General features: G+C 41.9%; 16 protein-coding genes. 15 read left to right on the forward strand and 1 reads right to left on the reverse strand.

Annotation, left to right across the window (positions count from 1 at the left end; translation table 11 throughout):
* Window positions 1-4: 4 nt before the first annotated feature.
* The 11 genes from spoIIAA (at window position 5) to BLR82_RS00540 (ending at window position 8,920) form a co-directional block, all read left to right on the forward strand.
* Complete coding sequence (spoIIAA, locus tag BLR82_RS00490; protein ID WP_074597071.1) at window positions 5-358, forward strand: anti-sigma F factor antagonist; 354 nt, start codon at window positions 5-7, stop codon at window positions 356-358.
* Window positions 355-795: an anti-sigma F factor gene (gene spoIIAB, locus BLR82_RS00495; RefSeq protein WP_074597072.1), complete on the forward strand. Its 441-nt coding sequence runs from the start codon at window positions 355-357 to the stop codon at window positions 793-795. The genes spoIIAA and spoIIAB overlap by 4 nt, the downstream gene beginning before the upstream one ends.
* Before the next feature lie 10 nt (window positions 796-805).
* Entirely contained in the window at window positions 806-1,561 is a 756-nt protein-coding gene (gene sigF, locus BLR82_RS00500) for an RNA polymerase sporulation sigma factor SigF (RefSeq protein ID WP_074597073.1), read from the forward strand.
* Between the two features lie 1,032 nt (window positions 1,562-2,593).
* On the forward strand, window positions 2,594-3,220 hold the full coding sequence (locus BLR82_RS00505) for a stage V sporulation protein AA (protein WP_074598209.1): 627 nt from the start codon (window positions 2,594-2,596) through the stop codon (window positions 3,218-3,220).
* Window positions 3,198-3,617: a stage V sporulation protein AB gene (locus BLR82_RS00510; RefSeq protein WP_074597074.1), complete on the forward strand. Its 420-nt coding sequence runs from the start codon at window positions 3,198-3,200 to the stop codon at window positions 3,615-3,617. The genes BLR82_RS00505 and BLR82_RS00510 overlap by 23 nt, the downstream gene beginning before the upstream one ends.
* A gap of 28 nt (window positions 3,618-3,645) precedes the next feature.
* A complete protein-coding gene (gene spoVAEA / locus BLR82_RS00515; RefSeq protein WP_074597075.1) occupies window positions 3,646-4,212 on the forward strand; it encodes a stage V sporulation protein SpoVABEA in 567 nt (188 codons plus the stop codon).
* Complete coding sequence (locus tag BLR82_RS00520; protein ID WP_074597076.1) at window positions 4,209-5,714, forward strand: spore germination protein; 1,506 nt, start codon at window positions 4,209-4,211, stop codon at window positions 5,712-5,714. Before spoVAEA ends, BLR82_RS00520 begins: the two co-directional genes overlap by 4 nt.
* A gap of 177 nt (window positions 5,715-5,891) precedes the next feature.
* Window positions 5,892-7,205 (forward strand): diaminopimelate decarboxylase, encoded by a 1,314-nt coding sequence (lysA, locus tag BLR82_RS00525; RefSeq protein ID WP_074597077.1) that lies wholly within the window; start codon window positions 5,892-5,894, stop codon window positions 7,203-7,205.
* Window positions 7,206-7,207: 2 nt separating this feature from the next.
* A complete protein-coding gene (locus BLR82_RS00530; RefSeq protein ID WP_074597078.1) occupies window positions 7,208-7,642 on the forward strand; it encodes a peptidylprolyl isomerase in 435 nt (144 codons plus the stop codon).
* 161 nt (window positions 7,643-7,803) lie between these two features.
* Window positions 7,804-8,268, forward strand: a complete 465-nt coding sequence (locus tag BLR82_RS00535) for a hypothetical protein (protein WP_139186863.1) — start codon at window positions 7,804-7,806, stop codon at window positions 8,266-8,268.
* 298 nt (window positions 8,269-8,566) lie between these two features.
* Window positions 8,567-8,920: a GNAT family N-acetyltransferase gene (locus BLR82_RS00540; protein ID WP_074597080.1), complete on the forward strand. Its 354-nt coding sequence runs from the start codon at window positions 8,567-8,569 to the stop codon at window positions 8,918-8,920.
* Between the two features lie 183 nt (window positions 8,921-9,103).
* Here BLR82_RS00540 and BLR82_RS00545 read toward each other — a convergent pair whose 3' ends face one another.
* Complete coding sequence (locus BLR82_RS00545) at window positions 9,104-9,187, reverse strand: YjcZ family sporulation protein (RefSeq protein ID WP_035426703.1); 84 nt, start codon at window positions 9,185-9,187, stop codon at window positions 9,104-9,106.
* A 180-nt stretch (window positions 9,188-9,367) separates the two neighbouring features.
* Between BLR82_RS00545 and BLR82_RS00550 the strand changes: the two genes are divergently transcribed.
* The 4 genes from BLR82_RS00550 (at window position 9,368) to BLR82_RS21195 (ending at window position 11,584) form a co-directional block, all read left to right on the forward strand.
* The gene (locus BLR82_RS00550) at window positions 9,368-10,099 is read left to right on the forward strand and encodes a segregation/condensation protein A (RefSeq protein WP_074597081.1); all 732 of its coding nucleotides are present in this window, start codon (window positions 9,368-9,370) and stop codon (window positions 10,097-10,099) included.
* Window positions 10,100-10,104: 5 nt separating this feature from the next.
* Complete coding sequence (scpB, locus tag BLR82_RS00555) at window positions 10,105-10,692, forward strand: SMC-Scp complex subunit ScpB (RefSeq protein ID WP_074597082.1); 588 nt, start codon at window positions 10,105-10,107, stop codon at window positions 10,690-10,692.
* Between the two features lie 64 nt (window positions 10,693-10,756).
* Window positions 10,757-11,239 (forward strand): DUF3907 family protein, encoded by a 483-nt coding sequence (locus BLR82_RS00560; protein WP_074597083.1) that lies wholly within the window; start codon window positions 10,757-10,759, stop codon window positions 11,237-11,239.
* A 219-nt stretch (window positions 11,240-11,458) separates the two neighbouring features.
* On the forward strand, window positions 11,459-11,584 hold the full coding sequence (locus BLR82_RS21195; RefSeq protein ID WP_139186864.1) for a transposase: 126 nt from the start codon (window positions 11,459-11,461) through the stop codon (window positions 11,582-11,584).
* Window positions 11,585-12,047: the final 463 nt, after the last annotated feature.

Raw genomic sequence — 12,047 nt, forward strand, 5'->3', positions numbered from 1 at the left:
AGTAGTGAGTCTAAAAACGCAATTCACAACCAAAGAGAATGTTTTATTGGTTCGTCTCTCAGGAGAGCTTGACCACCATACTTCTGATCGATTGAAAAAGGAGTGGCAGCAGGCAATCAGAGAAAACAACGCCAAGCACGTAATCCTGAATTTAGAGGACTTAAGCTTTATGGACAGCTCTGGATTGGGAGTTTTTCTGGGGAGGTACAAAGAAGTGATGCAATTAGGAGGAGAGATGGTCGTCTGTTCAATATCTCCTGCGGTGAAACGATTGTTTGATTTGTCTGGGCTGTTTAAAATCATTCGTCTGGAAGAAAGTGAAGAGTATGCATTGCTTCGTCTGGGGGTAGCATCATGAAAAATAATATGCATTTGGAATTCACCAGTGTTAGTGAAAATGAAGCTTTTGCCCGGGTAACGGTCGCTTCTTTCATCGCACAACTGGATCCGACGATGGACGAATTGACGGAACTGAAAACCGTTGTGTCGGAGGCAGTTACCAATTCTATCATTCATGGGTACGAAAACCGGCAAGACCAAAAGATTTATATCAGCTGTTCGATCGAGGAAGATGAAATTGAATTAGTCATCAGGGATGAGGGAATCGGCATCTCAGATATCGACGAAGCGGTACAGCCACTGTACACTTCCAAACCAGAATTGGAACGCTCGGGCATGGGTTTCACGATCATGGAAAATTTTATGGATAAGGTTGAGGTTGTTTCACACCCCGGAGAAGGCACCACGCTTAAGTTGTACAAACAACTAAAGAAGAGTAAAACCTTGTGCAATTAAGGGGATGCCTATGGAAATAGAGCTCAAGAAAACGCATAAAGATGACCCTTTGACAAATGAACAGGTAAAAGAATTGATTTTAAAAAGCCAAGAAGGCGATCAGATTTCAAGGGACCGGCTTGTAGAAAATAATGTCAGACTGGTTTGGTCCGTCGTTCAGCGGTTTATCAACCGGGGGTACGATCCGGATGATTTATTTCAGATTGGATGTATCGGCTTGCTGAAATCTATTGATAAGTTTGATTTGTCTTATGATGTTCGCTTTAGCACGTATGCTGTCCCAATGATTATCGGAGAGATTCAGCGGTTTATAAGGGATGATGGAAGCGTCAAGGTAAGCAGGTCCTTGAAGGAAACAGGAAACAAGATACGAAAAGCAAAGGATGAGTTGACCAAGGCAATGGGACGTGGGCCGACCGTTAGCGAAATCGCTGAAAAATTGGAGATTTCACCGGAGGAAGTAGTCCATGCTCAAGAGGCTTCTAAACTACCTCATTCCATTCATGAAACGGTTTATGAGAATGATGGTGATCCCATCACCCTTTTAGATCAAATTGCGGAAACAGATACGAAGTGGTTTGATAAGATCGCATTACAAGATGCAATTCGGAATTTGGAAAAAAGAGAAAGACTGATTGTTTACTTACGTTATTATAAGGACCAGACACAATCAGAAGTGGCTGAGCGGCTGGGAATTTCTCAAGTGCAAGTATCCAGGCTTGAAAAGCGCATTCTCCAATATATAAAGGACCAGATAGGTGTTTAGAAAAAATTTTGTCGCATGCTTTTTTTCATCCGTCACATGTGATAGAAACTGCGCAGTAACTGTAATGGGAAGTCCATTGCCTATTCAAAAAGCGTGTTAACCACCGCTTCGGCAGCATACTTCGCTTTCCGCGGGCACGGCTTCAGCTAACTTGGTAAAGAAAACCGCTTTCCCAAGTGGATCTTCAGCTCGCGCTGTTCCCGCAGGAGTCTGCGTATGCTGCCTGTGCTAAGAAGCATGCTGAATGACGCAAGCGTAGATACCTTTTCCTTGAGACTCAACAAGCTATCTTAAAAAAGGTTGTCAGGAAATAGGTTCTTCTTTTCATAAAAAGACAGTGGGGGTCCGTCTTTTCTCCTTCTCTTAGACTTTCTGCTTGTTCTCCCAGCTATGTCTTTTGATAAGACGGTTCATGGAGTACCAAGTGAATCCAAAAAATGTCTAGTACCCTCGTTTATAAACAGGAAGCTGTTCCTAGCGAAGGAAATACCCGAAGACTCCTGCGGGAGGAAAGGCCTCGGTGAGATCCCGCAGAGCGTGAGCTCGAGGAAGCTCACCAGCCGCCCGCGGAAAGCGCAGGGTATTTCCGCAGCGTGGGACTTCACCACTCCTATAAAATGGTCCAAGCACTACAAGGGAAGTTACTGCGCAGTTTATATTTTTTCTGCCACTACTCTTCAATTCATTAAATGAAATCAGCCGCCAGTATGACTGGCGGCTTTTGCATTGTCGTGAAACGAATCACTAGATACCCTCTCACTTTCTCCAAACGCTCGTCTGCTTTTTAGGGCAGTTCATCTCCGAAAGGCTTTCTACGGGAAAGGTACATTTCATTTCCAATCTTATGCACCGACATTCCTGTCTTTTTGACGCTGATTTCTCTCAAATTTCAGTTACAAGTATTTTTACACTAAAGAATTCCATGAATTTTCCCGTTTTTAAAATATACAGGAGAGGTTTTATTCTGTTTATGCATGTTTAAGGAACCGGTTATCCATAATAAGGACGAGTCCGACAGTGGAGGTGGCTGATTTGGAAGGCATTGTATATCTGAGATTAAAAAAGAAGCTATATGTAACGGAACATACGACAGTCCTGCTTAAGGATATCGCGGTATTGTCCGGCACAGCGCCCGATACGCAAAAGTTAGGTGAAACGCATATTTATCAAGTAACCCCTGAGGATCAAAATGTATCGGTTATCGACATTTTTACTGTTATTGATAAATTGACAGTGTTATATCCTAAACTGGAATTCCAGCATGTAGGGTCAGCCCAAACGATTTTAATGATTGAAAAGAAGCGAAAAAATGTTCCGATTTTGCTGGTAACGTTGATTTGGTTGCTGCTGTTTATAGGGTCGGCAATGGCCATCATGAACTTTCACTATGACGTCAGTATGCAGGAAGTGCAGCAGCGTCTGCATTACTTGTTGACTGGAGAGAACAAAGAATATCCACTCTGGTTGCAAATCCCTTATTCATTCGGATTAGGAATCGGAATGATTCTTTTTTTTAACCACTTATTTAAAAAACGGTTTAATGAGGAACCTAGCCCGTTGGAAGTAGAGATTTACAAATACCAGCAAGACTTGGACAGTTATGTCACCTACCATGAAAACGAGTTGAACAAAGAACATGGTTCTCATCATTCTCAGTGAGATATTTATCGGATTGGCCTCTGGGCTAATAGTAGGTACCGGACTTGTCGCCTTTTTGACTGTACTGGGAATCATTCCCCGGCTCGTGCAACTAAGCAAGACGAAAGACTTTGTAAAAACATATGAAGCGGGCGTGACTATCGGTGCTTTATTTGGAACATATCTTTCCTTTGTCGGTGTATCACTCCATTTATCTTTGTTTATAACAATTGTTTGGGGAGCTTTCCATGGGGTGTTCATCGGAATGTTGGCAGCTGCTCTGACGGAAGTTTTGAATGTTTTCCCTTTATTGGCAAAACGGATCGGAATGGAAAACCATCTTCTTTGGCTGCTGATGGCTATCGTATTAGGAAAGATAGCCGGCTCGCTGTTTCAATGGATTATCTTCGTTAAGTAACCAAGATGTGTGGAAAGGACTCGGTGCCATGGGACGACCGAAAAAAGTGATTATCATAACGGATGGGGACGAATACGCCAAGAAGACAATGGATTACTTATCACAGCAACTAGGCGGAACCTGTCTGGCATATTTATCGGATAATCCGACTCATGCATCGGAAAAACAGGTGACAGAGGCGATCATGGCTGCTCCGGAAGAACCAGTGTATGTCTTGATAGATGATGCTGGGGCTCCTGGACCGGGGGCAGGTGAAAAAATTTTACTAGGGTTGGCAAAAAACGAAAACATCCAAATAATGGGCGCCATCGCTGTAGCTGCTCATACAAAAAACGCCGAATGGACAAGGTTTACCTTGGCAATAGATCAGGACGGACAACTGACTTCCAATGGCATAAGTAAAGAAGGGATACCAATTCCAGAGATTGGAAGGATAAATGGCGACACGATTTATTCTTTGGATCAAGTGGACATTCCTGTAGTCGTAGCCATTGGAGACATAGGAAAAATGCAAGGAAAGGATGATATCAAAAAGGGGTCGCCGATTACTAGAAAAGCGATTGAAATCATTTTGGAAAGAGGTGGTTATCAATGAATAAGCAAAAGCAAGCGAAGAAAAAACCCACCATATCAAGCGATCTCAAAGATAATCAGCGATTCATGGAAGAAAAAGTCGGCGTCGGAACTTCCTTTGACGTAGGCTTTCGGCAGTTGACTATTTTAAAGAAAGAAATTCAGCTCTACTATTTGACGGGTCTTTGTGAAACACCGACAATTGTTGAATTGTTAAAGAAATTGACCGATATAAATGAAACATATCCTGCTTCAGCAGGGAGAAATAAACATAAGCTGACTGAGATTATCGGCAGCCATCTGGTCCATCAGCAAGTCACCAAAGTTTCTACAATGGATGAAGCAGTCGATCAAATGCTTAGTGGATTAATTGTCATCTTTATGGAAGATGAATCCGAAGCTTTTATTGTGGACGTGCGTACCTATCCAGGCCGTTCTCCTGAAGAACCGGATACGGAAAAAGTCGTGCGGGGTTCCCGGGACGGTTTTACGGAGAATATAATTGAAAATACTGCGTTGACAAGAAGAAGAATCAGAGATGAGCGCCTTCGTCACGAAATGATTAAAGTAGGAGAACGCTCCAAAACGGATATTTGCATATCCTATTTACAAGATGTAGCAGATCATGGCTTAGTAAAACTGATCAAGGATGAATTAAAACATATTGAAATTGACGGACTATCCATGGCAGATAAAACGATTGAAGAGTTCCTTGTAAAACAAGGTTTCAATCCATTTCCGCTTGTGCGATATACCGAAAGACCGGATGTCGCTTCAACACACTTGCTGGAAGGACACGTGCTGATCATGGTCGATACGTCGCCCAGTATGATTATCACTCCTACCACCTATTTTCATCACGTCCAGCATGCGGAAGAATACAGACAATCCCCGGCAATAGGGACATTTGTCCGTTGGGTTCGGTTTTTAGGTATTTTTTCCTCCGTATTCCTTCTGCCATTCTGGCTGATTTTGGTGATGGAGCCTGATCACTTACCAGCCATCCTTCAATTTATAGGACCGAATGAGGAAGGGAATGTCCCGGTTGTTTTACAGTTAATCATAGCGGATATTGGAATTGAATTTTTACGTATGGCCGCTATTCATACACCGACCCCGCTTTCGACAGCAATGGGTTTGATTGCTGCGGTATTAATTGGGCAGATTGCCATTGACGTAGGATTGTTTAGTGCAGAAGTAATCTTATATGTTTCGATTTGTGCTATTGGATCTTTTGCGACACCGAGTTATGAATTGAGCATAGCAAATAAGTTGTCACGCATGTTATTGATCATCATCACCTCCATCTTTGGAGTGAAAGGCATGGTTATAGGCTTCACAATTTATATATTGGCATTAAGTCTTACGAAATCCCTGAACACTCCCTATCTGTGGCCATTTATCCCGTTTAATGCCAAAGCGTTGCAGCAAATCATTTTCCGGGTATCGGTTCCACTAACCAAGGATCGTCCGAGCATTGTTCATCCCCGTAACAATTACAAGCAGCCAACAGGAAAACATTGAACCTTCGACAAGGTTATGGTAAATTAATTTTATCTATTTTTTTAAAAAAGGAAGAAAATCAAGCTTTATACGGGGCAGTATTCGTTACAACTAACTAGAGAAAACCCAATACTGAACGACTAATAAGCGTTTTTTTCATCCTTTTGTGCTTAAGCAATTTGCAGGGAGGTGCGGGGAATGAGTCATCCTTTTCATACGAACGAACAGGGCCATCTAGTGGTCGGCGGGGTGGATACGATTGATTTGACAAAAAAGTATGGAACACCTCTATTTGTTTACGATGTTTCCTTGATTAGAAAGAATGCGAGGGCATTTGTGAATACTTTCAAAAAAGCCGGCGTTCGTGCACAGGTCGCTTATGCAAGTAAGGCTTTTTCTTCGATTGCTATGCTGCAGGTTGCAAAACAAGAAAATTTAAGCCTTGATGTTGTTTCTCAAGGCGAGCTCTATACAGCTCTGCAGGCAGGCTTTCCCGTTGATCGGATTCATTTACACGGGAATAACAAAAGTTTTGAAGAACTTTCGATGGCGGTTCAACATAATATTGGCTGTATTGTATTGGACAACTTCTATGAAATTGAGTTACTGTCCGAAATCCTGGAAAAACATGATAAAACCATGGATGTCCTTTTACGTGTAACTCCTGGGATTGAAGCTCACACTCATGATTATATTTTAACCGGCAATGAGGATTCAAAATTTGGTTTTGATTTGGCAAATGGACAAGCAGAGCAGGCCTTTGAAATGCTGCAGGAGATAGACTCCATCCATGTTATCGGATTACATTGCCACATCGGTTCCCAAATTTTTGAGACAGACGGTTTCGTCATGGCTGTCAGGCGCTTGTTCGAAACGCTGGGTGAATGGAAACAGGCGTACGGTTATCGTTCCCAAGTGCTTAATCTTGGAGGAGGCTTTGGAATCCGTTACACAGCGGAAGATGAACCGCTTCCGCTTGGTGGTTATGTTGATGCCCTAGTAGAAGAAGTGCAAAAACAAGTTGAACTCTATGGAATGGAGTTCCCGGAAATCTGGATTGAACCAGGAAGAGCGATTGTCGGCAATACTGCAGTAACACTTTATCGGACAGGCTCCATAAAAGATATTCCTGGTGTAAGAAAGTATGTTTCTGTAGATGGTGGAATGACTGATAATTTACGGCCAGCACTTTATCAGGCGAAATATGATGCGGTCATAGCAAACAAAGCTGACGCGGCACTTACTGAGAAGGTGTCCATTGCCGGAAAATGCTGTGAATCGGGAGATATGTTGATTTGGGATATGGAAGTTCCTGAAGTAGAATATGGTGATATATTGGCAGTATTCAGCACGGGGGCATATGGATATTCGATGTCCAATCATTATAATCGCTTCCCGAAAGCGGCAGTGGTTTTTGCCGAACAAGGAGAGGACCAGCTGGTGATTCAACGGGAATCATATGAAGACTTGACTAGAAATGATTTGCCATACGATATAAAGGAGAGGGTTTAGTTATGAAACAAGCAACCATTCAATTTGAAAATGGGGAAGTAATCAAAATAGAAATGTTTGAAGAAGCTGCACCAAACACAGTGGCAAACTTTGAAAAACTTGCCAATAGTGGGTTTTACAATGGAGCAACCTTCCATCGAGTCATCCCTGGGTTCGTTGCACAGGGCGGTGACCCGACCGGTACAGGTGCAGGTGGGCCTGGTTACACAATTAAGTGTGAAACAGAAGGAAATCCACATAAACATGTGGCAGGTTCTTTATCCATGGCTCATGCCGGGAAGGATACTGGTGGAAGTCAATTTTTCCTTGTTCATGAACCCCAGCCCCATTTAGACGGCGTTCATACAGTCTTTGGGCAAGTATTGGAAGGAATGGATACTGTGTTGCGGATCAAGCAGGGAGATGTCATGAAGGAAGTGAAAGTGGAAACTGTTTAAAAAGGGCTGTTCAAAAACCCTTATTCAAGAAATCATCAGCGTAATGTAAAATGCTGATGATTTTTGTTTGTTTCCTTCTACAAATCCCCTTGAAGTTTCCTTGTCAAACCAATAAAATGATTGGAGGACAAGTATGCTTGGAAGGTAGTGGGCGGAGGACCATGCATTGGCTTTTAGTGTTGATTTATCTGGTACTGGTAGCAGCTCCAGCAGGGGTGTTGATTCATGAATCGGGACACGTGATTGGTTCCTGGTTTTGTCGGGCAGAACATATGAATTTATCCCTTGGGACTGGAAAAAGAATGAAGGCAGTAAGGATAGGACGTAAGCTGACAATTCATTTTCATCTCCTGCTTACAGCCGGAGGGAATGCTTCAAGTGTTAGAACACATCCGTACAGCAACATGGAGAAAGTCGTTATCTCCATGGGTGGTCCAGCTTGTAGTCTGGCAGCTGGTTGGGTGTTGATGCAATTCGTATCTGAAGGCAACACATGGATTCGTCTGTTTGCGCTTTATAATATATGGATTGCCATGATAAATTTTATTCCATTTAAGTGGAGAGGAAAAAAATCGGACGGATATTTTGTTTTTCGAGCAATCTATGGTGATGGACAGTCTGGATAAGAAAGAGTGAAGCGAATGAGCGAGAAAAAAAGAAACTGGATATTATTTGCCATACTTTTGGTGATTGGTTTGATCTGGGGTTTCATTTATTGGTTTTTTATTGTCCTTTAATGTATTTCGTTATTTGACAAATTGGCTAATTTAGTCCATAAATAGATTATACTTCACCGTATAAAGGGTGATAATAAACATGAATAGCGATAGGCAGGAGAAAATGTTGTTTTGGCTGATGATCATTGTCGGCTTTATTTTTCTTCTATCAATCATAAGTAAGTTAATATCTAATTGAGGGGTAAATATGTTAATTCGCTATAAAAAAAGTTTTGAAAAAATTGCTATGGGGTTGCTTTCCTTCATGCCGGAAGAAAAAGAAGTAAAGAAACTGCAAAGCACCATTAAAGAATATGAGGAAAACCCTGACTGGCAGCTGTTTCTTTGGAAAGAAGAAGACATTCTCGGTGCTGTCGGTGTCCGGTTTGAAAATGAAATCAATGTCGTCATTCAACATATAACGGTTAATCCTTCTCATCGAAATATGGGGATTGGACGGAAAATGGTTCAGGCAGTCAAGCGTACGTATGAACAGCAGTACGCTGTTTGTGCCGACGATATGACAGAGCGTTTTCTTGAACGATGCGAAGAGGAGCAATAACAACACACCGAGCCAAAGAAAAGCCAGCTCTTTATCGAGCTGGCTTTTCCAGTTTCCAGAGTTAGCGTATAATAGAATGAGCGGAGTTACATTAGTGCCTATGTAACCGGCCTTGCAGAAAATGTAGGCCGGTTTTTACAGGTTTTTTAAAGGATTTCTTACCGTTCTTGGGCTATTTGGCTTTTACAGCCAGGCTGCACCTACAATGATTAGAAGAATGAACAGTACTACGATCAAAGCGAATCCACCGCCGTAATATGCACCCATAGCTAATGCCTCCTTTAGTAGAAACGTTATTATTTAACTTACAATAATAATCTATGCGCTTTGCTTAATGCTGTATGGGCATATATGCCAGACAGATAAAAATTTTATGAAAGAACTTTTTGAAACACAGAATGAAGAGTTGGAGTGGCCGGCGGGTGACTTGGCAAGGGAGGAAATGTAATGAACATGAAATATGAAGTACATACCGAGGCATTTCAAGGCCCGTTAGATCTCTTGCTACATTTGATCAATCAGTATGAAATAGATATTTATGATATTCCTGTAGCAGAAATCACTGAGCAGTACATGACGTACATCCACACCATGCAACAGCTTGAACTTAATATTGCCAGTGAATACTTGGTGATGGCAGCCACTTTAATTGCTATAAAAAGTCAACTGCTTCTTCCAAATCAGACCATTGAGACGGAAGATGAAGAGTATGAAGAGGATCCCCGTGAAGATTTGATGCGAAGACTTATCGAATATCGGAAATACAAAGAAGCAGCTGACCAGTTAAAAGAAAGAGAACTGGAAGCCAATAAAATTTATACGAGACCACCAGTGGAATTCGAGGAAGCATCTGCGCAAAAGCCAATGGTGCAGGGGGATGTTTCCATTTATGACATGATAGCTGCCATGAATAAAATCATGGAACGGAAAAAATGGGAAAAAACTGTTTCGACAAAAATTCAACGCACGGAAATACCCATCAAACAGCGGATGGATGAAGTGATGACACAAGTGAAGGAAAGACCGGAAGGGATAGCTTTTGATGAATTATTTCCTGTTCCTTCACGTTCCCACATTGTTGTTACGTTTATGGCAGTGCTGGAACTGATGAAAGGAAAACAAGTTTATTGTACACAAGAGAAGCATTTCGATGAATTAATGATTTACTATATGAGGTGAACCACGTGGAGTTATCAGAATTTAAAGCAGTAATGGAAGGCCTCTTGTTTGCTTCAGGCGATGAGGGAATCAGCCTAAAGCAGCTGGAACAAATTCTAGGTTTGGAGGCGGATGCTGTCCAACATGTTCTTGATGAATTGAAATACGATTATGAACATGCTGAGCGAGGTATAACGATAATGGAGTCTAATGATGTGCTTCATTTAACGACAAAGCCAGAACATACAGCATATTATAAAAAATTGATGGACGCCCCGCAAACGTCCAGACTTTCTCAGGCTGCACTGGAAACATTGGCGATTATCGCATACCAACAACCAATCACCAGAGCAGAGATTGAAGAAGTGAGAGGGGTCAAGAGTGATCGCCCTGTCCAAACGTTAATGTCCAGGGGACTTATTGCAGAAAAAGGTAGAAAAGAAGGAGTTGGCCGCCCCATCTTATATGGTACTTCTACAGAGTTTCTTACGTATTTTGGACTCCGATCGCTTGATGAACTGCCGCCACTCCCTGAAAGTGTAGAACAAGCAGACGTAGAAGGAGAAGCTGATTTGTTTTTTAAAAATTTTCAGGACCAGCTGGAAGAGGAGTAGAATTTGTAATCGTATTTTTATCTTTTAATGGCCCGGCCATTAGAACTTAACAGGAGGCTGAATGATGAGCAACGATTCCCTATATGCTCATATGAAAGAGGTAAGTATTTTTCTTGATGATTCCCTTGACGAAATCAGCAGTTATCTCAACAATTGCAAATTGGAAGATTTGATGAGTGAAGATGGCAGCAGAAATTCTGGTTATTATATGGAGCTGTTGAAGGCACTAAGAAGATTGGAAGTTTTTTGCGACGAAGCCAATGATACTGTCAATGGTCTTCTACGTGAAGAACCGATGCGCGAGACGGCTGCAGAACGAACACTATATGGCATTCACCATCAGTGCATTCTCGGTTTCTTTTCGCCCAAGAATGATGCTTGGTATGAAAACAGTCGTGCATCTTATTCCGGAAGACAGAGCATCTCTTTTTATCATCAACCACCCAATTCTTTTTTGCGTTTAATGATGCATTTGGAAACATCCTTTCAACGGATGCGCGAGGAACTAAGCTATTATGAAACAACGTATCAAAAAAGAATGTCTTAATTGGAATATGGAAAATCATCAGCAAAATGAGAAATGCTGATGATTTTTTTGCTAGCAGTAAAAATTTGGCTCTATACTGAATGTGGTGGTGTCCCCAGTCGTGATGGGGGGCTACAATGGGCAAAAAAAATACATTTATTTCCTCTCTCTTTGTTACCCTCAAGTTGCTGAGACCTAAGGAAAAAGAGAGGGATATGCGTTAAAGAACAGGTTGGTTGAATGTGGTTTAAAACAAGTGATGATAAGACAGCCGAAAAAGGGCTGGAAGAATGTCTGAAATGGATGCGTGCTTCAAACATAGAGGCATTTCGCCGTGTAAGAAAAACGTTCATGCGTTGGAAATAAGAGATTTTACAGTCATTCAAAGGGTATATCGAGGGAATAAACAAAACGATAAAAGTTTTAATACGAAATACCTTTTGAATCTAAGACTTTGAGCGATTAAAGCATAAAATATTATAGCAGCAAGCGGTTAAAAAGGCTCTATAGAGCAAAATAGCGTAGCAGAGGAACTAAGCGAGACTCCTGCGGAAAACGGACGACCGAGACTCTTCAGCGGGGTTTGCGAGGAGGCTTGGGCGTTCGTCCGCGGAAAGCGAGTTTAGTTCTTCTGCTGCCGCAAGGAAATTAGCTGTTTTTTGGAGTGAGTCCTTCGATAAAGAGAGGGTGGAGTCAATATCACATCACCACATTTGACAGAGAACCAAAAATTTTATCATTGCATGGTTTGCTACCCTAAGTCTAGAACCCATTTCCTCATGTCAGGCTCCCATTCTCTTAGCCGGGTACTTTCTTTAAAACAACCATA

The sequence above is a fragment of the Sediminibacillus halophilus genome (genome assembly GCF_900103695.1).
GTDB lineage: Bacteria > Bacillota > Bacilli > Bacillales > Amphibacillaceae > Sediminibacillus > Sediminibacillus halophilus.

Excerpts from the sequence above, each read along its gene's own strand:
- spoIIAB (WP_074597072.1), top strand. The coding sequence starts at position 355 with ATGAAAAATAATATGCATTTGGAATTCACCAGTGTTAGTGAAAATGAA.
- sigF (WP_074597073.1), top strand. The coding sequence starts at position 806 with ATGGAAATAGAGCTCAAGAAAACGCATAAAGATGACCCTTTGACAAAT.
- BLR82_RS00510 (WP_074597074.1), top strand. The coding sequence starts at position 3,198 with ATGGTTCTCATCATTCTCAGTGAGATATTTATCGGATTGGCCTCTGGG.
- spoVAEA (WP_074597075.1), top strand. The coding sequence starts at position 3,646 with ATGGGACGACCGAAAAAAGTGATTATCATAACGGATGGGGACGAATAC.
- BLR82_RS00520 (WP_074597076.1), top strand. The coding sequence starts at position 4,209 with ATGAATAAGCAAAAGCAAGCGAAGAAAAAACCCACCATATCAAGCGAT.
- lysA (WP_074597077.1), top strand. The coding sequence starts at position 5,892 with ATGAGTCATCCTTTTCATACGAACGAACAGGGCCATCTAGTGGTCGGC.
- BLR82_RS00530 (WP_074597078.1), top strand. The coding sequence starts at position 7,208 with ATGAAACAAGCAACCATTCAATTTGAAAATGGGGAAGTAATCAAAATA.
- BLR82_RS00535 (WP_139186863.1), top strand. The coding sequence starts at position 7,804 with ATGCATTGGCTTTTAGTGTTGATTTATCTGGTACTGGTAGCAGCTCCA.
- BLR82_RS00540 (WP_074597080.1), top strand. The coding sequence starts at position 8,567 with ATGTTAATTCGCTATAAAAAAAGTTTTGAAAAAATTGCTATGGGGTTG.
- BLR82_RS00545 (WP_035426703.1), bottom strand. The coding sequence starts at position 9,187 with ATGGGTGCATATTACGGCGGTGGATTCGCTTTGATCGTAGTACTGTTC.
- BLR82_RS00550 (WP_074597081.1), top strand. The coding sequence starts at position 9,368 with ATGAACATGAAATATGAAGTACATACCGAGGCATTTCAAGGCCCGTTA.
- BLR82_RS00560 (WP_074597083.1), top strand. The coding sequence starts at position 10,757 with ATGAGCAACGATTCCCTATATGCTCATATGAAAGAGGTAAGTATTTTT.
- BLR82_RS21195 (WP_139186864.1), top strand. The coding sequence starts at position 11,459 with ATGTGGTTTAAAACAAGTGATGATAAGACAGCCGAAAAAGGGCTGGAA.